This window comes from Pseudomonas sp. rhizo25 (assembly GCF_031931935.1).
Lineage (GTDB): Bacteria > Pseudomonadota > Gammaproteobacteria > Pseudomonadales > Pseudomonadaceae > Aquipseudomonas > Aquipseudomonas synxantha.
This window is the reverse complement of the sequence record NZ_JAUJXA010000010.1, coordinates 90,482-113,570: the sequence shown is the minus strand read 5'-3', so window position 1 is coordinate 113,570 and position 23,089 is coordinate 90,482. Positions and strand designations below refer to the sequence as shown.

The window sequence follows — 23,089 nt, the reverse complement described above, 5'->3', positions numbered from 1 at the left end:
ATGTCGTTTGAACTGCTGGCTACCGACGGCAAGGCCCGTCGCGGTCGCCTGACCTTCCCGCGCGGCACCGTAGAGACCCCGGCCTTCATGCCGGTCGGTACCTACGGCACCGTCAAGGGCATGCTGCCCCGTGACATCGTCGCCACCGGCGCCGAGATCATCCTCGGCAATACCTTCCACCTGTGGCTGCGCCCGGGCACGGAAGTGATCAAGAAGCATGGCGACTTGCATGACTTCATGAAGTGGCAAGGCCCGATCCTCACCGACTCCGGTGGTTTCCAGGTGTTCAGCCTGGGCGCCATGCGCAAGATCAAGGAGGAGGGTGTGACCTTCGCCTCGCCGGTGGACGGTGCCAAGGTGTTCATGGGGCCGGAAGAGTCGATGCAGGTGCAACGTGACCTGGGCTCCGACATCGTGATGATTTTCGACGAATGCACGCCGTACCCGGCTGACGAAGACGTAGCGCGCATCTCCATGGAGCTGTCCCTGCGTTGGGCCCAGCGCTCGAAGAATGCCCATGGCGACAATACGGCTGCGTTGTTCGGTATCGTCCAGGGCGGCATGCATGAAAGCCTGCGCAAGCGCTCGCTGGAAGGCCTCGACAAGATCGGTTTCGACGGCCTGGCCATCGGCGGTTTGTCGGTGGGCGAGCCCAAGCACGAAATGATCAAGGTGCTCGACTACCTACCGGGCCTGATGCCCGCTGACAAACCTCGTTACCTTATGGGCGTTGGCAAACCCGAAGATCTCGTAGAGGGTGTGCGCCGCGGTGTGGACATGTTCGATTGCGTGATGCCAACCCGTAATGCCCGCAATGGGCATCTGTTCATCGATACAGGCGTGCTGAAGATCCGTAACGCGTTCCATCGCCATGATGATTCGCCGCTCGATTCCACCTGTGACTGCTACACCTGCCAGAACTTCTCCCGTGCTTATCTGCATCACTTGGACAAATGCGGGGAAATGCTGGGTAGCATGTTGAATACCATCCACAATTTGCGTCACTACCAAGTCCTGATGGCTGGTTTGCGCGAGGCTATTCAACAGGGTACATTGGCCGCCTTCGTCGATGCCTTCTATGCCAAGCGCGGGCTCCCTGTGCCGCCCTTGGACTGAGTTTCCCGACCCTAAGATTCACTATTTGCAACTGGAGTGCTAAATGAGCTTTTTTATCTCTAACGCCATGGCTGACGCCGCTGCGCCTGCTGCTGCCGGCCCTATGGGCGGTGGTTTCGAGTGGATTTTCCTGGTCGGCTTCCTGGTCATCTTCTACCTGATGATCTGGCGTCCACAGGCCAAGCGCGCCAAAGAGCAGAAAAACCTGCTGGGCAGCCTGCAGAAAGGCGACGAAGTCGTGACCACTGGCGGCATCGCCGGCAAGATCACCAAGGTTTCCGATGCTTTCGTGGTACTGGAAGTCTCCGACACCGTAGAAATGAAGTTCCAGAAGGGCGCCATCGCCGCCACGCTGCCTAAGGGCACGCTCAAAGCGATCTGAGTAACAACCTTTACCAATCGACGGGGCGCGCAAGGCGCCCCGCGTTATAAGCGGGCGGCGTGATGCTGAACAAATACCCTCTGTGGAAATACGTACTGATCCTGGCGGTGCTGGCGATCGGTTTTATTTATTCCGCTCCCAATCTCTATCCTGATGACCCTGCGATCCAGATCTCTGGCGCCAGCACTTCGCTGCAGGTCAATCAGGCTGACCTGGAACGTGCGAGCAAAGCGCTCAACGACGCGGGTATCCAGGTTAAAGCGGCAACCTTGGCGGCTGGTTCCAAAGGCGGCTTGTTGCGCCTGACCAAGCAAGAAGACCAGTTGCCGGCCAAAGATGTCGTGCGCAAGGTCATGGGTGACGACTACGTCGTTGCTTTGAACCTGGCACAGACCACGCCACAATGGCTGCGTAGCATTGGCGCGCACCCGATGAAGCTGGGTCTGGACTTGTCCGGTGGTGTGCACTTCCTGCTGGAAGTGGACATGGACAAGGCCCTCGATGCGCGCCTGAAAGTCTACGAAGGTGATGTGAAGAGCCTGCTGCGCAAAGAGAAGTTGCGTTATCGCAGCCTGCCGCAGCTCAACGGTGCCATCCAGTTGGGCTTTGCTGACGAAGCCTCTCGCGAACAGGCCCGTGCGCTGATCCGCAAAAATTTCAATGATTTCGACATCGTGCCGGCCGACTTGAATGGTCAGGCTGTGTTGCGCCTGGCGATGAGCCCGGCCAAGATCGCCGAGATCCGCGAGTACTCCATCAAGCAGAACTTGACCACGGTACGTAACCGCGTCAACGAGCTGGGTGTGGCCGAGCCGATTGTGCAGCGTCAAGGCGCCAACCGCATCGTGGTTGAGCTGCCGGGCGTGCAGGACACCGCTGAAGCCAAGCGTATCCTGGGTAAGACCGCCAACCTGGAATTCCGTCTCGCGGCTGAGCCAGGTGCCACCCGCGCGACCTCCGAAGAGTTCGAGTTCCGCGAAGGCAACCGTCCTCCAGCATTGATCGAGCGTGGCCTGATCATCACTGGCGACCAGGTGACCGATGCCAAGGCCGGTTTCGGCGAGCACGGCACCCCTGAAGTGAACATCCGCCTGGATGGCCACGGTGGCGAACTGATGAGTCGCGCCACGCGCAGCAACGTCGGTCGCAGCATGGCGGTGATCTTCATCGAGCAGCGCCCGATCACTACCTACACCAAGCAGATGGTCAACGGCGTCGAAAAAGACGTGCCGGTACAGACCTTCAAGGAAGAGAAGAAGATCATCAGCCTGGCGACCATCCAGTCGCCGCTGGGTGCTCAATTCCGCATCACTGGCCTGAACGGCCAGGGCGAGTCGTCCGAACTGGCGCTGTTGCTGCGTGCTGGTGGCCTGGCGGCGCCGATGTACTTTGCTGAAGAACGTACCATCGGGCCGAGCCTGGGTGCCGACAACATCACCAAGGGTGTCGATGCGGCGCTGTGGGGCATGTTGTTCGTGTCGCTGTTCATCATCGCCATCTATCGCTTCTTCGGCGTCATCGCCACCGTCGCCCTGGCGGGCAACATGGTGATGCTGCTGGCCCTGATGTCGCTGCTGGGGGCTACCCTGACACTGCCGGGTATCGCCGGTATCGTGCTCACCATGGGTATGGCGGTCGACGCCAACGTGCTTATCTTCTCGCGTATCCGTGAAGAGATCGCGGCGGGCATGACCGTACAGCGTGCAATCAACGAAGGCTTCGGCCGGGCATTTACCGCGATTCTCGACTCCAACCTGACCACTTTGCTGGTCGGCGGGATTCTCTTTGCCATGGGCACCGGCCCCGTCAAAGGTTTTGCGGTGACCATGTCCCTGGGTATCTTTACCTCGATGTTCACGGCCATCATGGTGACCCGCGCAATGGTCAACCTGATCTTTGGCGGGCGTGACTTCAAGAAGTTGTGGATTTAAGGGGCTGCCATGTTACGTACAATCAACTTCATGGGCGTTCGCAACGTTGCGTTCGGCGTCACCGTGCTCCTTACTGTTCTGGCGTTGTTCAGCTGGTTCCATAAGGGCCTGAACTACGGCCTGGACTTCACCGGTGGTACGCTCATCGAGCTGACCTACGAGAAGCCTGCCGATGTCACCCTGGTGCGCGACGAGCTGGTCAAGGCCGGCTATCACGAAGCCGTCGTGCAGAGCTTCGGTGCGACCACCGACCTGCTGGTGCGTATGCCTGGCGAAGACCCGCAACTGGGTCACCAGGTAGCCGAGGCCTTGCAGAAGGTCGGCGGCGACAACCCGGCATCGGTCAAGCGCGTCGAGTTCGTGGGCCCGCAGGTCGGTGAAGAGCTGCGCGACCAGGGCGGCCTCGGCATGCTGATGGCGTTGGTCGGCATCATGATCTACCTGGCCTTCCGTTTTCAGTGGAAGTTCGGTGTCGGCGCCATTGTGTCGCTGATCCACGACGTGATCGTGACCGTGGGTATCCTGGCCTATTTCCAGATCACCTTCGACCTGACCGTATTGGCGGCCGTGCTGGCGATCATTGGATACTCGCTCAACGACACCATCGTGGTATTCGACCGGGTTCGTGAGAACTTCCGGGTACTGCGCAAGGCGACGTTGATCGAGAACATCAATATCTCCACCACCCAGACCCTGCTGCGAACCATGGCGACGTCGATCTCCACTTTGCTGGCGATTGCCGCACTGATGATCTTCGGTGGCGACAACCTGTGGGGCTTCTCTCTGGCGCTGTTCATCGGCGTGCTGGCGGGTACCTACTCGTCGATCTATATCGCCAACGTGGTGCTGATCTGGCTGAACCTCAACAGCGAAGACCTGATCCCTCCTGCTGCTACCGGCAAGGAGGTTGACGACCGTCCTTGATGGATGTTCGTTGATACGCTGTTACAAAGAAGGCACGAGATTGAACTCGTGCCTTTTTTTTGGCTCCAAGGCTGGGTATAGCGCGGACGTTTCGGTCCGCTTGTGATGGTCAGGAGGTTCATGTGAACAAGTCGTTGCTGGTTGGTGCGGTATTGGGTGCTGTCGGTGTGACTGCCGGGGGCGCTGTTGCCACCTACAGCCTGGTAAAAAGCGGCCCTGAGTATGCGCAAGTGCTGGCGGTGCAGCCGGTGAAAACCCAGATTAAAACCCCTCGTGAGGTCTGCAAGGACGTCACCGTGACCCGGCAGCGTCCGGTGCAGGATCAGCATCAAATCGCCGGTACCGTAGTGGGTGCCCTTGCAGGTGGTCTGCTGGGTAACCAGATCGGTGGCGGTAACGGTAAGAAACTGGCCACCGTGGCCGGTGCGGTTGGTGGCGGTTACGCCGGTAACAAGGTTCAGGAAGGCATGCAGAACCGTGATACCTACACCACCACGCAAACCCGCTGTAACACTGTTAACGACATCAGCGACAAGGTTGTCGGTTATGACGTGCGTTACAACCTGGATGGCAAGGAAGGGACTGTGCGTATGGAGCGTGATCCAGGCAGCCAGATTCCGGTGGATAAGGAAGGGCGTCTGATCCTCGGTCAGAACCAGCAGTAATCCCGGGCCTGGCACTGATTCAAAGCTCTGGTGCAGTTCAAAATGTGGGAGGGGGCAAGCCCCCTCCCACATTTGATATGTATTGCTGCTGATTCACGGGGCTGGCACAAATCCCAGGCATAAAAAAAGCACCCCTGAGGGTGCTTTTTTGTGCTCGCTCGCTTAACGCTTCAGCGAAGCCGGCAGGTGCGGCTGGATCGCCGTCAGTACGGCCTTGAAGCATTTGGTGTTGCCGGCAACCACGTGGCCTTTCTCAAGGAAGTCGTGACCGCCGGTGAAATCGCTCACCAGGCCGCCAGCTTCCTGGATCAGCAGGGCGCCTGCAGCCATGTCCCACTCGGACAGGCCCGATTCCCAGAATGCATCGAAACGACCCGCGGCAACATACGCCAGGTCCAGGCTGGCTGCACCGGCGCGGCGGATGCCGGCGGTCTGACCAACCAGGGCGCGGAACATGCCCAGGTAGTTTTCCAGGTTGTCCATCTGGTCGTCACGGAACGGGAAGCCGGTGCCCAGCAGGGCGCCTTCCAGGCTGGTGCGACCGCTGACACGCAGGCGACGGCCGTTCAGTTGGGCGCCACGGCCACGGCTGGCGGTGAATTCTTCCTGGCGAACCGGGTCCAGCACAACGGCGTGTTCCAGACGGCCACGGTATTTGCAGGCGATGCTCACGGCAAAGTGCGGGATGCCGCGCAGGAAGTTGGTGGTGCCATCCAGTGGGTCGATGATCCACAGGTAGTCTTCGCCTTCGCCGCTACCTTTGTGCAGGCCGGTTTCTTCACCGAGGATGCCGTGGGTAGGGTAGGCCTTGCGCAGGGCGTCGATGATCTTCTGTTCGGCGGCGCGATCGACCTCGGATACATAATCCTTGGCGTCTTTTTCATCGACCTTGATGGTATCCAGGCGCTCGATGGAGCGGAAGATCAATTCACTGGCGCTGCGGGCGGCGCGCAGCGCGATATTCAGCATGGGCTGCATGGATGTGTCACCTAAGGTTGTTAAAGAAAGCCGGGCATTCTAGCAGAAACTTTCCTCAGGTGAAGGATGACGTTAGCTTTCATGGCATAACCTTAGGCTGTTCTGTAAGATTTGCTCCCCTTTCCCATGTCCGAGAGCGCCTCCCTTGCTGCAAAACATTCGTGTCGTCTTGGTCAATACCAGTCATCCCGGCAACATCGGCGGGGTGGCGCGAGCCATGAAAAACATGGGGCTGACGCGCCTGGTGCTGGTCGAGCCGCGGGTATTCCCGCACCACGAGGCCGACGCCCGTGCATCCGGCGCCAATGACCTGCTGGCAAACGCCCAAATCGTCGCCACCCTGGAAGAGGCTCTGGTCGGCTGCAACCTGGTGCTCGGCACCAGCGCCCGTGACCGACGCATCCCCTGGCCGCTGCTGGATCCACGTGAATGCGGCACCAAAGTGGTAGAAGAGGCTGCCGGTGGCGCTGAGATCGCCCTGGTGTTCGGCCGTGAAGACTCCGGGCTGACCAATGAAGAGCTGCAGCGATGTCATTACCACGTGCACATTCCATCAGACCCTGAATTCAGCTCGCTGAATCTCGGGGCGGCGGTGCAGGTATTGAGTTACGAAGTGCGCATGGCCTGGCTGGCTGCTCAAGGCCAGCCGAGCAAGGTTGAGAAGGATGAAGTCGCATCGACCAAAAGTGGCGAGTTGGCCACCATGGACGAGCTTGAACGCTTCTATGAGCACCTGGAGCAAACCCTGGTAGCCATCGAATTCCTCGATCCTGAAAAGCCAAGGCATTTAATGGCGCGCCTGCGTCGCTTGTACGGTCGCAGCTCGGTGAGCCGGGCTGAGATGAATATATTGCGTGGCATCCTCACGGAAACCCAGAAAGCGGCCCGTGGCGAGCTTCTTAAGCGGAAGGATTAACAATGTTCGAGCGTTTGCGAGAAGACATCCAGAGCGTTTTCCACCGAGACCCGGCGGCGCGCAATGCCTTTGAAGTGCTGACCTGCTACCCGGGCATGCACGCGATCTGGATCCATCGCCTGTCTGCTGTGTTGTGGGGCATGGGCTGGAAATGGCTGGCGCGATTGGTGTCGAACTTCGGTCGCTGGCTGACCGGCATCGAGATTCACCCTGGCGCCAAGGTCGGTCGCCGCTTCTTCATCGATCACGGCATGGGCATCGTGATTGGCGAGACCGCCGAGATTGGTGATGACGTGACGCTGTACCAGGGTGTGACCCTGGGCGGCACCACTTGGAATAAAGGCAAGCGCCACCCGACCCTGGAAAATGGCGTAGTGGTAGGGGCGGGCGCCAAGGTATTGGGGCCGTTTACCGTGGGCGCCGGCGCCAAGGTAGGCTCCAATGCCGTGGTGACCAAGGCTGTACCTGCTGGCGCCACCGTGGTGGGCATTCCGGGTCGCATCATCGTCAAGCCGGAAGTCGGCGACGAGCAGGAGGCCAAGCGCAAGGCCATGGCCGAGAAGATCGGCTTCGATGCCTACGGCGTCAGCGAAGACATGCCTGACCCGGTGGCGCGCGCCATTGGTCAATTGCTCGACCACCTGCAGGCGGTGGATGGCAAGTTGGACGGTATGTGTGGTGCGCTGAAGGATCTGGGCAGCCCATACTGTGCTAAGGATCTGCCTGAGTTGCGCGAAGAGGACTTCGCCGAGATCAAGGACGAGGCCGCCACCAAGGCAAGCTGAAGTCCCAAGGCCGCCAGAGATCCCTGTGGGAGGGGGCTTGCTCCCGATAACGGTGGGTCAGCCAACTGATAAGTGACTGACATTCAGTCATCGGGAGCAAGCCCCCTCCCACATTTTGATCTCCATTGGTCTCGAGATCTCTGCCAGGCCCTGTTCCCGCTGGTCCATCCCACCCCATGCTGCTATGATTCGCGCGCCCTTTTTACGGGTAATCCCGACTAAAGCACTAGGTCTTATAGTTGACTTAAATACTCGGGAATCGCATACTTGCTCCCATTCTGAAACACCTTGGTACCTTGTCCATGAGACTGACTACAAAAGGCCGATACGCGGTGACCGCCATGCTTGACCTGGCTTTGCACGCGCAAACTGGGCCGGTGTCCCTGGCCGATATCTCCGAGCGCCAAGGCATTTCCCTGTCTTACCTCGAACAGCTGTTCGCCAAATTGCGCCGCAGCAACCTGGTTTCCAGCGTTCGTGGTCCAGGTGGCGGCTATCAATTGTCCCGCGACATGCAGGGCATCCAGGTAGCCCAAGTGATCGACGCGGTCAATGAATCCGTCGATGCCACCAAGTGCCAGGGCCTGGGTGATTGCCACGCCGGCGACACCTGCCTGACGCACCACTTGTGGTGTGACTTGAGCCTGCAGATCCATGAGTTTTTGAGTGGTATCAGCTTGGCTGATCTTGTGACTCGCCGTGAGGTGCAAGAAGTAGCCCAGCGTCAGGACCAGCGCCGTTGCAACACCAAGGCGCCGCGCCTGGACAAGATCGAAGCGTCCGCCGTCGAGTGACAGCCGCAGAGCTAACGGCACGCCAGCCAGCCTGATTTAGGAGAAAGTCCATGAAATTGCCGATTTACCTTGATTACTCAGCGACCACCCCGGTTGATCCGCGTGTCGCGCAAAAAATGAGCGAATGCCTGCTGGTCGACGGAAACTTCGGCAACCCGGCCTCCCGTTCCCACGTATTCGGCTGGAAGGCCGAGGAAGCGGTGGAGAATGCTCGTCGCCAGGTCGCTGACCTGGTCAATGCCGACCCGCGTGAAATCGTCTGGACCTCCGGTGCTACCGAGTCCGACAACCTGGCTATCAAGGGCGCCGCGCATTTCTACGCGACCAAGGGCAAGCACCTGATCACCACCAAGATTGAGCACAAGGCTGTCCTCGACACCATGCGCCAACTGGAGCGTGAAGGTTTCGAGGTCACCTACCTCGAGCCCACCACCGACGGTATCGTCACCCCGGCCATGATCGAAGCCGCGATGCGTGAAGACACCATCCTGGTTTCCGTGATCCACGTGAACAACGAAATCGGCACCATCAACGACATCGCAGCCATCGGCGAGCTGACCCGCTCCAAGGGTGTGTTGCTGCACGTCGACGCTGCCCAGTCCACCGGCAAGGTCGACATCGACCTGTCCAAGCTGAAAGTCGACCTGATGTCGTTCTCGGCTCACAAGACCTATGGCCCTAAAGGCATCGGCGCGCTGTACGTGAGCCGCAAGCCACGCGTGCGCATTGAAGCCACCATGCACGGCGGCGGTCACGAGCGCGGCATGCGTTCGGGCACCCTGGCGACCCACCAGATCGTCGGCATGGGCGAAGCCTTCCGCGTAGCCAAGGAAGACATGGCTGCCGAGAACGTGCGTATCAAGGCCCTGAGCGATCGCTTCTACAAGCAGGTCGAGAACCTTGAAGAGCTGTACATCAACGGCAGCATGACCGCCCGTGTACCGCACAACCTGAATTTGAGCTTCAACTACGTCGAAGGCGAGTCGCTGATCATGGCGCTCAAGGATCTGGCGGTATCGTCCGGCTCGGCCTGCACCTCGGCGTCCCTTGAGCCTTCCTATGTATTGCGCGCCCTGGGCCGCAACGACGAACTGGCTCACAGCTCGATCCGCTTTACGTTCGGTCGCTTCACCACCGAGGAGCAAGTCGACTACGCCGCGCAGAAAGTCTGCGAAGCCGTCAACAAGCTGCGCGTTCTGTCGCCGCTGTGGGATATGTACAAAGACGGTGTCGACATTTCCAAGATCGAGTGGGCGGCACACTAACTATAGAAGCCGCCACCCAAGCTCTGTAGGAACGTGGCGGTAAACGCAGGCGTTTCTACAGGGTTCCAGAGCGGCCCTGATGAGTGAGGATTCAGTACCATGGCTTACAGCGAAAAGGTCATCGACCACTACGAAAACCCGCGCAACGTCGGCAAGATGGACGCGCAAGACCCTGATGTCGGCACCGGCATGGTCGGCGCTCCGGCGTGCGGCGATGTGATGCGCCTGCAGATCAAGGTCAACGAACAGGGCATTATCGAAGATGCCAAGTTCAAGACCTATGGCTGCGGTTCGGCCATCGCCTCCAGTTCCCTTGCGACCGAGTGGATGAAAGGCAAGTCCCTGGATGAGGCTGTCACCATCAGCAACACCCAGCTGGCCGAAGAACTGGCCCTGCCGCCAGTGAAAATCCACTGCTCGGTGCTTGCGGAAGACGCCATCAAGGCGGCCGTTCGCGACTACAAGCAGAAGAAAGGCTTGATCTAAGCATTTGGCGACGAGTAAGGAGTCAACGATGGCTATCAGCATGACAGAAGCGGCTGCGCAGCACATTCGCCGCTCCCTGAATGGGCGCGGTAAAGGTGAGGGGATTCGTCTGGGTGTTCGCACCACAGGCTGTTCCGGCCTTGCCTACGTGCTGGAGTTTGTCGACGAGGTGGTTGAAGAGGATCAGGTGTTCGAAAGTCACGGCGAGAAAGTGATCATCGACCCTAAGAGCCTGGCCTACCTGGACGGCACCGAACTCGATTTCGTCAAGGAAGGGTTGAACGAAGGCTTCAAGTTCAACAACCCCAACGTGCGCGGTGAATGTGGCTGCGGCGAAAGCTTCAACATCTGAGGCTACTCGTGGGTACTCCTTGTCATTTCGCTTTATTCGAGCTGCAGCCGAGCTTTCGCCTGGACCTCGATCAGCTTGCCACGCGCTATCGAGAACTGGCGCGTGGCGTGCATCCGGACCGTTTTGCTGACGCTTCCGAGCGTGAACAACGCCAGGCCCTGGAGCAATCGGCCAGCCTCAACGAAGCCTATCAGACGCTCAAAAGCCCTGCGAAACGCGCGCGCTATCTGCTTGCGATGAACGGTGGCGAGCTGCCATTGGAAGTGACCGTGCATGACCCGGACTTCCTGATGCAGCAGATGCAGTGGCGCGAAGAACTCGAAGACTTGCAGGACGAAGCCGATGTGGCGGGTGTCGCGGTTTTCAAGCGTCGTCTGAAAACCGCCCAGGATGAGCTCAACGAAAGCTTCGCAGCCTGTTGGGATGATGCTGCGCAACGCGAGCAGGCTGAACGCCTGATGCGGCGCATGCAGTTCCTCGACAAGCTCACCTACGAAGTGCGCCAGCTAGAAGAGCGCCTCGACGATTAACCCAGTGCTGCCCGTGATGCACGCCTGATAGACAGATAAGACCTGATTACCATGGCTCTACTGCAAATCGCCGAACCCGGCCAAAGCCCTCAACCGCACCAGCGTCGCCTGGCGGTGGGGATTGACTTGGGCACTACCAATTCCCTGGTCGCCGCCTTGCGCAGCGGCCTGTCCGAGCCGCTGCCCGATGCCGATGGGCAGGTGATCCTGCCGTCCGCTGTGCGTTACCACGCTGATCGTACCGAAGTCGGTGAATCGGCCAAGCTGGCCGCGTCCTCGGACCCCCTGAACACTGTGCTGTCGGTCAAGCGCTTGATGGGTCGTGGTCTGTCCGACGTCAAGCAATTGGGCGACCAGTTGCCCTATCGCTTCATCGGCGGTGAATCCCATATGCCGTTCATCGATACCGTCCAAGGGCCTAAGAGCCCGGTGGAAGTATCGGCCGATATCCTCAAGGTGCTGCGCCAGCGTGCGGAAACCACCTTGGGCGGCGAACTGGTCGGTGCGGTGATCACCGTTCCCGCGTATTTCGATGACGCGCAGCGCCAAGCTACCAAGGATGCGGCGAAGCTCGCGGGCCTGAACGTGCTGCGCCTGCTGAACGAGCCGACTGCGGCCGCTGTAGCCTATGGCTTGGATCAGCACGCTGAAGGCCTGGTTGCTATCTACGACTTGGGCGGCGGCACCTTTGATATATCAATCCTGCGCCTGACCGGCGGTGTGTTCGAAGTGCTGGCCACCGGTGGCGACAGTGCCCTGGGCGGCGATGACTTTGACCACGCCATTGCAGGTTGGATTATCACCAGCGCCGGTTTGTCTGCCGACTTGGATCCAGGCGCGCAGCGTAATCTGTTGCAGACCGCCTGTGCCGCCAAGGAAGCACTGACTGATGCCGCTTCTGTTGAAGTCTCCTACGGTAGCTGGTCAGCACAGCTGACCCGCGAAGCCTTCGATGCGCTGATCGAGCCGATGGTCGCTCGCAGCCTCAGGGCATGTCGCCGTGCTGTTCGTGACTCCGGTGTCGAGTTGGAAGACGTGGCTGCCGTGGTCATGGTCGGCGGTTCCACCCGCGTACCGCGCGTTCGCGAGGCCGTGGCCGAAGCCTTCGGTCGCCAGCCGCTGACAGAAATCGATCCGGACCAAGTCGTTGCCATCGGTGCCGCGATTCAGGCTGATACCCTGGCCGGCAACAAGCGCGATGGCGGCGAGTTGCTGTTGCTCGACGTGATTCCATTGTCCTTGGGCCTCGAAACCATGGGCGGCCTGATGGAGAAGGTGATTCCACGCAATACCACCATCCCCGTCGCCCGCGCCCAGGATTTCACCACCTATAAAGACGGCCAGACGGCCATGATGATTCATGTGCTGCAGGGCGAGCGCGAGCTGATCAGCGATTGCCGCTCCCTGGCGCGCTTTGAATTGCGCGGTATCCCGGCCATGGTCGCGGGCGCAGCGAAGATTCGTGTCACCTTCCAGGTCGACGCCGACGGCCTGCTCAGCGTGGCGGCCCGTGAGCTGGCCTCTGGTGTTGAAGCCAGCATCCAGGTCAAGCCGTCCTACGGCCTGACCGACGGCGAAATCGCCAAGATGCTCAAGGACTCGTTCCAGTACGCCGGCGACGATAAGGTCGCCCGTGTGCTGCGTGAGCAGCAAGTCGATGCCCAGCGCCTGCTCGAAGCGGTGCAGGGGGCCCTGGATGCTGACGGTGAGCGCCTGCTGGATGCCGAGGAGCGCATGGTTATCGACCTGCAGATGCAGGAACTGGCCGAACTGATGAAAGGTAATGATGGTTATGCCATCGAGCAGCAGACCAAGCGCTTGTCGCAGGTTACTGACGCCTTTGCCGCCCGCCGCATGGATCAGACGGTGAAAGCCGCACTGGCGGGGCGCAACCTGAATGAAATCGAGGAATAACTGATGCCGCAGGTCACTTTTCTACCGCACGCCGAGCATTGCCCTGAGGGCAAGGTCGTGGAAGCTGAGACCGGCAAGTCCCTGCTCGACGTCGCGCATGACAATCACATCGAGATCGAAAGTGCCTGTGGCGGCGTGAATGCCTGCACCACTTGTCACTGCATCATTCGTAAAGGTTTCGAAAGCCTGGAGGAAGCCGATGAGGTGGAAGAGGACTTTCTTGACCGTGCCTGGGGTCTGGAAGCCACCTCTCGCTTAAGCTGTCAGGCAAAGGTTGGCACTGAAGACATCACCGTCGAAATTCCGAAATATTCGCTTAACCATGCCGCCGAAGCGCCGCATTGATTCAAGGAACTGTCATGAGCCTGAAATGGGTTGATGTACAAGAAATCGCTATACAACTTGCCGAAGCTCACCCTGAGGTCAATCCTCTTACCGTGAACTTCGTCAAGCTGCGCAACCTCGTAATGGCGCTGCCGGATTTTGACGACATCCCTGACCGGGGTGGCGAAAAGGTCCTGGAGGCGATTCAAGGCCTGTGGATCGAAGAAGCAGACTGAGCCGCCTTTTTACGCAGTTAGGCAATACCTAATAACCCGCGTATAATTCGCGGGTTTAATTTTTCGTAAATTACCGTTTCTGGAGTTACACCATGGCTGTTCAACGTACTTTCTCCATCATCAAGCCTGACGCTGTTGCAAAAAACGTCATCGGCGAGATCACCACTCGTTTCGAAAAAGCCGGCCTGAAGGTTGTAGCTTCGAAACTCAAGCAACTGTCCAAGGCTGAAGCTGAAGGCTTCTACGCTGAGCACAGCGCTCGTGGCTTCTTCGGCGACCTGGTTGCCTTCATGATCTCCGGTCCTGTTGTTGTCCAGGTACTGGAAGGCGAAAACGCTATCGCTCTGAACCGTGAGCTGATGGGCGCTACCAACCCTAAAGAAGCCGCTGCCGGCACCATCCGTGCTGACTTCGCTGAATCCATCGACGCCAACGCTGTTCACGGTTCGGACTCCGAAGCCGCTGCTGCTCGCGAAATCTCGTACTTTTTCGCTGCTACTGAAGTAACCGCTCGCTAAGCATCGGCTTAAAGAGTGAGGGTGAATCCATGACTACATCGACTGTTAAAACCAACCTGCTGGGTCTGACTCAGCCGGAAATGGAGAAATTCTTCGACTCAATCGGGGAGAAGCGTTTCCGTGCCGGTCAGGTAATGAAGTGGATTCACCACTTTGGCGTCGACGATTTCGACGCCATGACGAACGTCAGCAAGGCCCTGCGCGACAAGCTCAAGGCCATTGCCGAGGTGCGTGGTCCCGAGGTTGTCAGCGAGGACATTTCCAGCGACGGCACCCGTAAATGGGTGGTGCGCGTGGCGTCCGGCAGCTGCGTCGAGACCGTGTACATCCCCCAGGGCAAACGCGGCACCTTGTGCGTTTCGTCCCAGGCAGGCTGTGCCCTGGATTGCAGTTTCTGCTCCACCGGCAAGCAAGGCTTCAATAGCAACCTCACCGCCGCCGAAGTCATCGGCCAGGTGTGGATTGCCAACAAATCCTTTGGCAGCGTCCCGGCGACCGTCGACCGTGCCATCACCAACGTGGTGATGATGGGCATGGGTGAGCCGCTGCTGAACTTCGACAACGTGATTGCGGCCATGCACCTGATGATGGACGACCTGGGCTACGGCATCTCCAAGCGCCGTGTGACCCTGTCGACCTCCGGCGTGGTACCGATGATCGATGAGCTGGCCAAGCACATCGACGTCTCCCTGGCGCTGTCGCTGCATGCACCCAATGACGCATTGCGTAACCAATTGGTGCCGATCAACAAGAAGTATCCGCTTAAGATGTTGCTCGAGTCTTGCCAGCGCTATATGGCGACCCTGGGCGAGAAGCGCGTGTTGACCATCGAGTACACCATGCTCAAGGACATCAACGACAAGGTCGAGCACGCGGTCGAGATGATCGAGTTGCTCAAGAATACCCCGTGCAAGATCAACCTGATTCCGTTCAACCCGTTTCCACATTCTGGCTACGAGCGGCCGAGCAACAACGCCATCCGTCGTTTCCAGGATCAACTGCACCAGGCCGGCTACAACGTCACCGTGCGCACCACCCGTGGTGAAGACATCGACGCCGCCTGTGGTCAATTGGTAGGGCAGGTGATGGATCGCACCCGCCGCAGCGAACGTTATATCGCCGTGCGCGAACTTAACGCCGCTGAAGATTTGCCGCAAATTGCTGTGAATCGAATCTGAGAGAGGAACTCTATGCCCTTGCGCCTTGCGCTGCTTTTACTGGTTACCGGCCTTGTGGCCGGTTGCGTTTCATCGGGCCATGTCAGCCCTTTGCAAACGGATAAAGGCCGTGATGAGGCGCGAGTTGCCTATGTGCAGCTGGGCTTGGGCTACCTGCGCCAAGGCATGAGCGAGCAGGCCAAGGTGCCATTGAAAAAAGCCCTTGAGCTGGACAACGAGGATGCCGACGCCAATGCCGCACTGGCCCAGGTATTCCAGGCCCAGGCCGAGCCTGAACTGGCCGACCGCTATTTCCACAAGGCCCTGGCTTCACGCCCTGCCGACCCACGGCTGCTGAATAACTACGGCAGTTTCCTGTTCGAGCAGAAGCGTTATGACCTGGCGTCGCGTTATTTCCAACAGGCTGCCACCGATACCCTCTACCCGGAGCGTTCGCGGGTGTTCGAGAACCTCGGGGTGGCCTCGATGCGCCTCGGCCAGCGCGACAACGCGCGTCAGCACCTTGAAAAAGCCTTGCATCTGAACAGCCGCCAGCCTCGGGCATTGCTCGAAATGGCTGAGTTGTCGTACGAAGACAGGCATTATGTGCCTGCACGAGACTATTACGAGCGTTTTAGCCTGCTCAGCGGGCAAAATGCACGTAGTCTATTGCTCGGTGTGCGCCTGGCGACGGTTCATGAAGAACACGACACGGCCGCACGTTTTGGCCAGCAACTCGAACGACTCTATCCCGGTACGCCGGAATATCAGCAATACCTGTCGGAGCAATGATGAAAGCCGCGCACCCGGAAGATGTAGCAGCTAATCGCGTAAACCCAGGCGACACCTTGCGTCAGGCCCGCGAAAGCAATGGTTGGTCGCTGGCGGAAGTGGCCCTCAAGCTCAATTTGACCAGCACGTCCCTGGCCAACCTGGAAGCCGGCGCGTTCGACAAGCTGCCCGGGCATACGTTTGCCCGCGGCTATATCCGCGCCTATGCCAAATTGCTGGGGATCGACCAGACTGTGCTGGTGCAGGAATTCGACCAGTTCACCGGTACTGACTCCCAGGGCAGTAACGTCCACGGCCTGGGGCGCATCGAAGAACCAACACGGGTTTCCCATACGATTTTGCGGATTGTCAGCCTGTTACTGCTGATTGCCGTGATCGGCGGCGGTTTCGTCTGGTGGCAAGACCAGGCCTCCCAGCGCAGCAAAGACCTGACCAGCAATGCCATGGAGCACGTCGAAGTCGAAAGCGCCGACGGCACCACCCAGATTCATCCGCTGGATGAGCCGGAAGACCAGGCCGTTGTAGAAGGGCAAACCACGCCGCAAGCGCCGGCCGCTGTCGAGCAGCCTGTGCCGGAAACCGCCACGGCACCGGCTGCGACGCCTGCGGTACCGGCTCCAGCGGCCCCGACAGCACCTGTGGCCCAGGCACCGGCCGCACCGACACCTGCCCCCGCGCCAGCCGCACCGACAGCGCCGGCGATGTCGCCTCCCACCACCCCGGCGTTGATCGCCGGTGATGGGCGAGTACAGATTACCTTCGTCGCTGACTGCTGGACGCAGGTCACCGATGGCAACGGCAAAGTGCTGTTCAGCGGTTTGAAGCGTAAGGGAGATACGCTGGACCAGGGCGGCAAGCCTCCTTTGACGCTGCGTCTGGGCTTTGCCCGTGGCGCGCAAGTGGCCTACAACGGCCAGCCTGTAGACGTGGCGCCGTTCACCAGTGGCGAGACTGCTCGCCTCAAGTTGGGACAATAGTCATGCACGGCGAATCTCCAATCAAACGTCGCGTATCGCGCAAGATCTGGGTCGGCTCTGTGCCGGTGGGCGGCGATGCCCCCATTGCAGTGCAAAGCATGACCAACAGCGACACCAACGATGTGGCGGCTACCGTGGCCCAGATCAACCGTCTGGAAGCGGCCGGTGTGGACATCGTGCGAGTTTCCGTACCGGACATGGATGCCGCCGAGGCTTTCGGCCGCATCAAGCAGTTGGTCAAGGTGCCGTTGGTTGCCGACATTCACTTCGACTACAAGATCGCGTTGCGCGTCGCCGAGTTGGGCGTGGATTGCCTGCGTATCAACCCGGGTAACATCGGTCGCGAAGACCGTGTGCGAGCCGTGGTGGATGCTGCCCGTGATCGTGGTATCCCGATCCGCATCGGCGTCAACGCCGGCTCCCTGGAAAAAGACCTGCAGAAAAAATACGGCGAGCCCACCCCGGCGGCGCTGGTTGAGTCGGCCTTGCGCCATGTTGAGCATCTTGAGCGCCTGAATTTCCAGGACTTCAAGGTCAGCGTAAAGGCCTCCGACGTGTTCATGGCGGTAGAAGCCTACCGCCTGCTGGCCAAGGAAATCGTGCAGCCGTTGCACCTGGGTATCACCGAAGCTGGCGGTTTGCGCTCAGGCACAGTGAAATCTGCCGTGGGTCTCGGTATGCTGCTCGCCGAAGGGATTGGCGATACTATCCGCATCTCCCTGGCGGCAGACCCCGTAGAGGAAGTGAAGGTCGGCTACGACATTCTCAAGTCCCTGCGCTTGCGTTCCCGTGGTATCAACTTCATTGCCTGCCCGAGCTGCTCGCGGCAGAACTTCGACGTGGTGAAAACCATGAACGATCTGGAGTTGCGCCTCGAAGACCTGCTGGTGCCGCTGGATGTCGCAGTGATCGGTTGTGTGGTCAACGGGCCGGGCGAAGCCAAGGAAGCCCATGTGGGCCTGACTGGCGGTACGCCGAACCTGATTTACATCGACGGCAAGCCGTCGCAGAAACTGACGAATGACAATCTGGTGGATGAGCTGGAAAAGCTGATCCGCGAGAAAGCGGCCGAGAAGGTCGCCGCTGACGCAGCGCTGATCGCTCGCGGCTGATTGAACGAATTTAAGGATCTGATGTGAGCAAGTCTCTGCAAGCCATTCGTGGCATGAACGACATCCTGCCGGAGCAGACGCCACTGTGGCGCTACTTCGAAAGCACTGTCGCGCGTCTGTGTGATAACTACGGTTACAAGCAGATACGCACGCCGATCGTCGAGTTCACCGAGCTGTTCAAGCGCTCCATCGGTGAAGTGACCGACATCGTCGAAAAAGAGATGTACACCTTTGAAGACCGCAACGGGGACTCCCTGACCCTGCGTCCGGAAGGCACAGCCGCATGCGTGCGCGCCGTTCTGGAACATGGCATCACCGGTGGTGGCCAGACCCAGAAAATGTGGTACATCGGCCCGATGTATCGCCACGAGCGCCCGCAGAAAGGCCGTTACCGCCAGTTCCACCAGATCGGTTGCGAAGTTTTCAACCTGGACGGCCCGGACATCGACGCCGAGCTGATCGTGCTGACCTGGCGCCTGTGGGGCCAGTTGGGCATTCGTGACGCGGTCAAGCTTGAGCTCAACAGTCTGGGCACCAGCGAGTCCCGGGGCCGCTATCGCGAAGCCCTGGTCGAGTACCTGTCGGCCCACCTGGACAAATTGGACGAAGACAGCCAACGCCGTCTGAAGACCAACCCGTTGCGCGTTCTGGATACCAAGAACGCCGACACCCAGGCCGTGTTGGTCGATGCGCCGAAAATGGCTGATTACCTGGACGACGAGTCCCGGGTGCACTTCGATGGCCTTAAGGCTCGCCTGGATGCCGCGGGTATTCCCTACGTGATCAACCCGAAACTGGTGCGTGGCCTCGATTACTACAGCAAGACCGTGTTCGAGTGGGTCACCGACAAACTCGGCGCCCAGGGTACCGTGTGTGCCGGTGGTCGCTACGACGGCCTGGTGGAGCAAATGGGTGGCAAGCCGACCCCGGGCGTAGGTTTTGCCATGGGCATTGAGCGGCTGATCCTGCTGCTCGAAACCCTCGAGCAGGTGCCCGAAGAGATTTCCCGTCAGGTGGATGTGTACCTGTGCGCCTTTGGCGAGGCCGCCGAACTGGCTGCCCTGGCCTTGAGCGAAAAAGTGCGCGACCAACTGCCGAACCTGCGGCTGCAGATCAATGCCGGCGCCGGTAGCTTCAAAAGCCAGTTCAAGAAGGCCGACAAGAGCGGTGCGCTGTATGCGCTGATCCTCGGCGATGATGAGCTGGGCCAGCAAGTGATAGGTTTCAAACCCCTGCGTGGCCAGGGCGAACAACAGAACATTGCCTTTGATGCGCTCGCTGCGCACTTGGCCACCTGCGTCGTGCAGGGTTGAAGCTGTCGAACAGCCGAATTTAGCGATTAAGGAGTATTGGGGTGTCGAGTACTGATGATGAGCAACTGGCCGAATTCAAGGACTGGTGGCAGCGTAACGGCAAGCCCCTGGTCACTGGCGGCCTGCTGGCGTTAGTGGTGGTGTTCGGCTGGCAAGCCTGGACCAAGTATCAGGCCAACCAGTCCCAAGGCGCCTCGATCGTTTATCAGCAATTGCTGGAAACCACCCTGACGCCGGACGGCAAGCCTGACCCCGCGCAGGTTGCAGACCTGGCTGGCAAGCTGAAGAACGAATTCGGCGGTAGCACCTACGCCCAGTACGGCAGCCTGTTCGTCGCGAAAGTCGCGGTTGATACCGGCAAGCTGGATGATGCCGCCACTGAGCTGAAGGCCATCGCCGACAAGCCGACCAACCCGACCCTGGGTGAAATCGCACGTCAGCGCCTGGCACAGGTATTGGCGGCACAGAACAAGGCTGACGAAGCACTCAAACTGCTCGACGGCGATGCTGACAAGGCATTCGTGGCCACTCGCGAAGAGCTCAAGGGCGACCTGTTGGTCCAATTGGGTCGTACCGACGAAGCCCATGCTGCGTACCAAAAAGCCAAGGCGGCGCTGTCTGATGAAGCGGCGGTCGGTGGCTTACAAATCAAGCTCGACGACTTGGCCAAAGGGGATGCGTGACGTGATCCGTTGGAAACATGCAGCATTGCTGGCTCTGGCCGTTTTGGCCGCGGGTTGCAGCAGCAACAGCAAAAAAGAACTGCCACCTGCCGAGCTGACCAGCTTCAAGGAAGAAGTGGTCCTGCAAAAGCAATGGAGCCGCTCCGTCGGTGATGGTCAGGGCGACCTCTACAATCTGTTGCAGCCGGCCATAGACGGCGACAACATCGTCGCCACCGACTCCACTGGCGTTGTCATTGCCATGGATCGCATGAATGGCGACGTGAAGTGGAAGAAAGACCTCGAGCTGCCGGTTTCCGGCGGTGTGGGCGTCGGCTACGGTATGGTGCTGATCGGCACGCTCAAAGGTGACGTGGTCGCACTCGACTCCAGCACCGGCGAAGAAAAATGGCGCGCTCGCGTGACCAGTGAAGTGCTCTCGGCACCTGCGACCAACGGCGATATCGTCGTGGTACAAACCCAGGATGACCGCGTGATCGGCCTGGAGGCCTCCACCGGTGACCAGCGCTGGTTATACGACAGCACCCCGGCGGTGTTGACCCTGCGCGGTACCAGTGGTCCGATTGTGACCAACAACCTCGCCGTTGCTGGCCTGTCGACCGGTAAAGTGGTCGCCTTGAATACCCAGAACGGCGTGCCGGCCTGGGAAACCCGTGTGGCTATCCCACAAGGTCGTTCCGAGCTGGATCGCGTCGTGGACATCGACGGTGGCTTGCTGCTGTCGGGCGAAACCCTCTACGTCGCCACCTACCAGGGCCGTGTTGCTGCGCTGGACCTGCAGAGCGGCCGCATCAACTGGCAGCGTGATGCTTCCAGCTATGCAGGTGTCGCCCAAGGGTTTGGCAGCGTCTATGTGAGCCTGGCCTCCGGCACGGTTGAAAGCGTCGATGAGCGTTCCACCACCGCACTGTGGAGCAACGACTCACTGGCTCGCCGTCAACTGTCGGCTCCGGAAGTTTTCTCCAGCTACGTAGCGGTAGGTGACTTCGAAGGTTACCTGCACCTGCTGAGCCAGGTGGACGGTCGCTTTGTGGGTCGCCAGCGTATCGACAGCGACGGCCTGCGTGCACGCCCGCTGGTGGTAGGTAACATGCTTTATGTGTATGGCAACGGCGGCACGCTGGAAGCCCTGACCATCAAGTAAAGGTTTGACTATGCTTGGGGTAACCCCCCAGGCGGCCCTGTTTCAATGCCTGTTGCTGTAGGAGCAAGCTTGCTTGCGAAGGACTTCAACGATAACGCGGGTTTTCTGGATAGACGCGTCGTCCTTGGGTTTTTCGCGAGCAAGCTCGCTCCTACAGTGGTGGTGCCAGAGCAGGGCATGTGGCATTTCAAATGCCGCCCCGAGCACCAGCCGCTGCCCTGCAGCGGCTTTTGTATTTTCTGAAATAACGAAGTGGAGAGCCGCATGGTTCCCGTAATCGCCCTGGTGGGCCGACCTAACGTCGGCAAGTCCACCTTGTTCAACCGCCTGACCAGGACTCGCGACGCCATCGTCGGCGACTTGTCCGGTCTGACCCGTGATCGCCAATACGGTGAGGCAAAGTGGCAAGGGCGCTCCTACATTATCGTCGACACCGGTGGTATCTCCGGTGACGAGCATGGCATGGACGAAAAGATGGCCGAGCAGTCGCTGCTGGCCATTGAAGAAGCCGATGTCGTGTTGTTCCTGGTGGACGCCCGCGCCGGCTACACCGCTGCCGACCAGATGATTGGCGAGCACCTGCGCAAGCGTAACAAGCGTTCCTATCTGGTCGCCAACAAGATCGACAACATCGATCCTGAGGCAGCCCGTGCCGAATTCAGCCCGATGGGCCTGGGAGACGCGATCCCGGTCGCCGGTGCCCACGGTCGCGGTATCACCCAGATGCTGGAAATTGCCCTGCGCGATTTCCCCAAGGATGACGTCGAGGAAGAAGAGGGTGATGAAGAGATCGTTGCCGAAGGCGAGGAAGCCAAGCGCATTCCTGGCCCGAGCGAAAAAGACGGTATCAAGATCGCCATCATCGGTCGCCCGAACGTCGGCAAGTCGACCCTGGTCAACCGCATGCTCGGTGAAGACCGCGTTATCGTCTACGACCAGCCCGGCACCACCCGCGACAGTATCTACATCCCGTTCGAGCGTAACGACGAGAAGTACACGCTGATCGACACCGCAGGTGTGCGCAAGCGCGGCAAGATCCACGAAGAAGTTGAAAAGTTCTCCGTGGTCAAAACCCTGCAGGCGATCAAAGACGCCAACGTGGTGATCTTCGTGATGGATGCCCGCGAAGGCGTGGTAGACCACGATCTCAACTTGCTGGGCTTTGCCCTGGAAGCCGGTCGGGCCCTGGTGATCGCGATCAACAAGTGGGACGGCATGACGCCGAGCGAGCGCGATTTCGTCAAGATCGAGCTGCAGCGTCGGTTGTTCTTCGTTGAGTTTGCCGACATCCACTTTATCTCGGCACTGCACGGTACCGGCGTGGGCAACCTCTACGCCTCCGTACAGAACTCGTTCAAGTCTGCGGTCACCCGCTGGCCGACCAACCGCCTGACCCAGATCCTCGAAGACGCCGTGGGCGAGCACGCCCCGCCGATGGTCAACAACCGCCGGATCAAACTGCGTTACGCCCACTTGGGTGGTGCCAACCCGCCGATTATCGTGATCCATGGTAATCAGATCGAGAAGGTGCCCAAGTCCTACGTGCGTTACCTGGAAAACACTTACCGCCGAGTCTTGAAACTGGTCGGTACGCCGATCCGCATCGAGTTCAAGGGTGGCGAGAACCCATACGAAGGCAACAAGAACACACTGACCGACCGTCAGGTGAACAAGAAGCGTCGTTTGATGACTCACCACAAGAAGGCCGACAAGAAGCGTCGCGACAAGAAATAGCAGGCGCTATAAGTTGTGAGCGACAAGCTGCAAGAGAGGGCTCCTTTGGAGCCCTTTTTTA

The 23,089-nt window shown here is 59.5% G+C and carries 25 protein-coding genes; 24 read left to right on the top strand and 1 reads right to left on the bottom strand.

Going from position 1 to position 23,089, the window contains the following annotated elements; all coding sequences use genetic code 11:
- From tgt to QZR30_RS20485, 5 genes are all read left to right on the top strand, one after another.
- Positions 1–1,116 (top strand): tRNA guanosine(34) transglycosylase Tgt, encoded by a 1,116-nt coding sequence (gene tgt, locus QZR30_RS20505; RefSeq protein WP_162493187.1) that lies wholly within the window; start codon positions 1–3, stop codon positions 1,114–1,116.
- Positions 1,117–1,159: 43 nt separating this feature from the next.
- A complete protein-coding gene (gene yajC / locus QZR30_RS20500) occupies positions 1,160–1,498 on the top strand; it encodes a preprotein translocase subunit YajC (RefSeq protein WP_003175975.1) in 339 nt (112 codons plus the stop codon).
- A gap of 62 nt (positions 1,499–1,560) precedes the next feature.
- Positions 1,561–3,429 carry a protein translocase subunit SecD gene (gene secD, locus QZR30_RS20495; protein WP_046069450.1) on the top strand — a complete coding sequence of 623 codons (1,869 nt, stop codon included), beginning with the start codon at positions 1,561–1,563 and terminating at the stop codon, positions 3,427–3,429.
- A 9-nt stretch (positions 3,430–3,438) separates the two neighbouring features.
- A complete protein-coding gene (gene secF / locus QZR30_RS20490) occupies positions 3,439–4,353 on the top strand; it encodes a protein translocase subunit SecF (RefSeq protein ID WP_005791199.1) in 915 nt (304 codons plus the stop codon).
- A gap of 122 nt (positions 4,354–4,475) precedes the next feature.
- Complete coding sequence (locus QZR30_RS20485; protein WP_003194023.1) at positions 4,476–5,018, top strand: glycine zipper 2TM domain-containing protein; 543 nt, start codon at positions 4,476–4,478, stop codon at positions 5,016–5,018.
- 162 nt (positions 5,019–5,180) lie between these two features.
- On the opposite strand, the gene suhB is transcribed toward QZR30_RS20485, so the two are convergent.
- Entirely contained in the window at positions 5,181–5,996 is an 816-nt protein-coding gene (gene suhB / locus QZR30_RS20480; RefSeq protein WP_005791195.1) for a type III secretion system regulator SuhB, read from the bottom strand.
- A gap of 145 nt (positions 5,997–6,141) precedes the next feature.
- Here suhB and trmJ point away from each other — a divergent pair, with 145 nt between their 5' ends.
- The 19 genes from trmJ to der all read left to right on the top strand — a co-directional run bounded on the left by trmJ (position 6,142) and on the right by der (position 23,028).
- A complete protein-coding gene (trmJ, locus tag QZR30_RS20475; RefSeq protein WP_068967695.1) occupies positions 6,142–6,912 on the top strand; it encodes a tRNA (cytosine(32)/uridine(32)-2'-O)-methyltransferase TrmJ in 771 nt (256 codons plus the stop codon).
- A gap of 2 nt (positions 6,913–6,914) precedes the next feature.
- The gene (gene cysE, locus QZR30_RS20470; protein WP_046069447.1) at positions 6,915–7,697 is read left to right on the top strand and encodes a serine O-acetyltransferase; all 783 of its coding nucleotides are present in this window, start codon (positions 6,915–6,917) and stop codon (positions 7,695–7,697) included.
- Positions 7,698–7,999: 302 nt separating this feature from the next.
- Complete coding sequence (gene iscR / locus QZR30_RS20465; protein WP_003194020.1) at positions 8,000–8,491, top strand: Fe-S cluster assembly transcriptional regulator IscR; 492 nt, start codon at positions 8,000–8,002, stop codon at positions 8,489–8,491.
- A gap of 50 nt (positions 8,492–8,541) precedes the next feature.
- Entirely contained in the window at positions 8,542–9,756 is a 1,215-nt protein-coding gene (locus QZR30_RS20460; protein ID WP_003194019.1) for an IscS subfamily cysteine desulfurase, read from the top strand.
- 99 nt (positions 9,757–9,855) lie between these two features.
- The gene (iscU, locus tag QZR30_RS20455; protein ID WP_043046816.1) at positions 9,856–10,242 is read left to right on the top strand and encodes a Fe-S cluster assembly scaffold IscU; all 387 of its coding nucleotides are present in this window, start codon (positions 9,856–9,858) and stop codon (positions 10,240–10,242) included.
- 28 nt (positions 10,243–10,270) lie between these two features.
- Positions 10,271–10,594, top strand: a complete 324-nt coding sequence (gene iscA, locus QZR30_RS20450; RefSeq protein WP_046069446.1) for an iron-sulfur cluster assembly protein IscA — start codon at positions 10,271–10,273, stop codon at positions 10,592–10,594.
- 8 nt (positions 10,595–10,602) lie between these two features.
- A complete protein-coding gene (gene hscB, locus QZR30_RS20445) occupies positions 10,603–11,124 on the top strand; it encodes a co-chaperone HscB (protein ID WP_043046817.1) in 522 nt (173 codons plus the stop codon).
- A gap of 51 nt (positions 11,125–11,175) precedes the next feature.
- Entirely contained in the window at positions 11,176–13,038 is a 1,863-nt protein-coding gene (hscA, locus tag QZR30_RS20440) for a Fe-S protein assembly chaperone HscA (RefSeq protein ID WP_046069445.1), read from the top strand.
- Positions 13,039–13,041: 3 nt separating this feature from the next.
- Positions 13,042–13,383, top strand: a complete 342-nt coding sequence (gene fdx / locus QZR30_RS20435; protein ID WP_046069444.1) for an ISC system 2Fe-2S type ferredoxin — start codon at positions 13,042–13,044, stop codon at positions 13,381–13,383.
- 14 nt (positions 13,384–13,397) lie between these two features.
- Positions 13,398–13,598 (top strand): Fe-S cluster assembly protein IscX, encoded by a 201-nt coding sequence (iscX, locus tag QZR30_RS20430; RefSeq protein WP_032879605.1) that lies wholly within the window; start codon positions 13,398–13,400, stop codon positions 13,596–13,598.
- Positions 13,599–13,690: 92 nt separating this feature from the next.
- The gene (gene ndk, locus QZR30_RS20425; protein WP_003175956.1) at positions 13,691–14,116 is read left to right on the top strand and encodes a nucleoside-diphosphate kinase; all 426 of its coding nucleotides are present in this window, start codon (positions 13,691–13,693) and stop codon (positions 14,114–14,116) included.
- 29 nt (positions 14,117–14,145) lie between these two features.
- Positions 14,146–15,294, top strand: coding sequence for a 23S rRNA (adenine(2503)-C(2))-methyltransferase RlmN (rlmN, locus tag QZR30_RS20420; protein ID WP_005791178.1), 1,149 nt, complete (start codon positions 14,146–14,148; stop codon positions 15,292–15,294).
- Between the two features lie 12 nt (positions 15,295–15,306).
- Positions 15,307–16,065 carry a type IV pilus biogenesis/stability protein PilW gene (gene pilW, locus QZR30_RS20415; RefSeq protein ID WP_059396528.1) on the top strand — a complete coding sequence of 253 codons (759 nt, stop codon included), beginning with the start codon at positions 15,307–15,309 and terminating at the stop codon, positions 16,063–16,065.
- Positions 16,065–17,042 carry a RodZ domain-containing protein gene (locus tag QZR30_RS20410; RefSeq protein WP_046069442.1) on the top strand — a complete coding sequence of 326 codons (978 nt, stop codon included), beginning with the start codon at positions 16,065–16,067 and terminating at the stop codon, positions 17,040–17,042. Before pilW ends, QZR30_RS20410 begins: the two co-directional genes overlap by 1 nt.
- Positions 17,043–17,044: 2 nt before the next feature.
- Complete coding sequence (ispG, locus tag QZR30_RS20405; RefSeq protein WP_003175952.1) at positions 17,045–18,154, top strand: flavodoxin-dependent (E)-4-hydroxy-3-methylbut-2-enyl-diphosphate synthase; 1,110 nt, start codon at positions 17,045–17,047, stop codon at positions 18,152–18,154.
- A gap of 23 nt (positions 18,155–18,177) precedes the next feature.
- Positions 18,178–19,467: a histidine--tRNA ligase gene (gene hisS, locus QZR30_RS20400; protein ID WP_056845989.1), complete on the top strand. Its 1,290-nt coding sequence runs from the start codon at positions 18,178–18,180 to the stop codon at positions 19,465–19,467.
- Positions 19,468–19,508: 41 nt separating this feature from the next.
- Positions 19,509–20,150: a YfgM family protein gene (locus QZR30_RS20395; protein WP_003194010.1), complete on the top strand. Its 642-nt coding sequence runs from the start codon at positions 19,509–19,511 to the stop codon at positions 20,148–20,150.
- Positions 20,143–21,294, top strand: a complete 1,152-nt coding sequence (bamB, locus tag QZR30_RS20390) for an outer membrane protein assembly factor BamB (protein WP_046069440.1) — start codon at positions 20,143–20,145, stop codon at positions 21,292–21,294. The genes QZR30_RS20395 and bamB overlap by 8 nt, the downstream gene beginning before the upstream one ends.
- Before the next feature lie 264 nt (positions 21,295–21,558).
- The gene (gene der, locus QZR30_RS20385) at positions 21,559–23,028 is read left to right on the top strand and encodes a ribosome biogenesis GTPase Der (RefSeq protein WP_046069439.1); all 1,470 of its coding nucleotides are present in this window, start codon (positions 21,559–21,561) and stop codon (positions 23,026–23,028) included.
- Positions 23,029–23,089 lie beyond the last annotated feature (61 nt).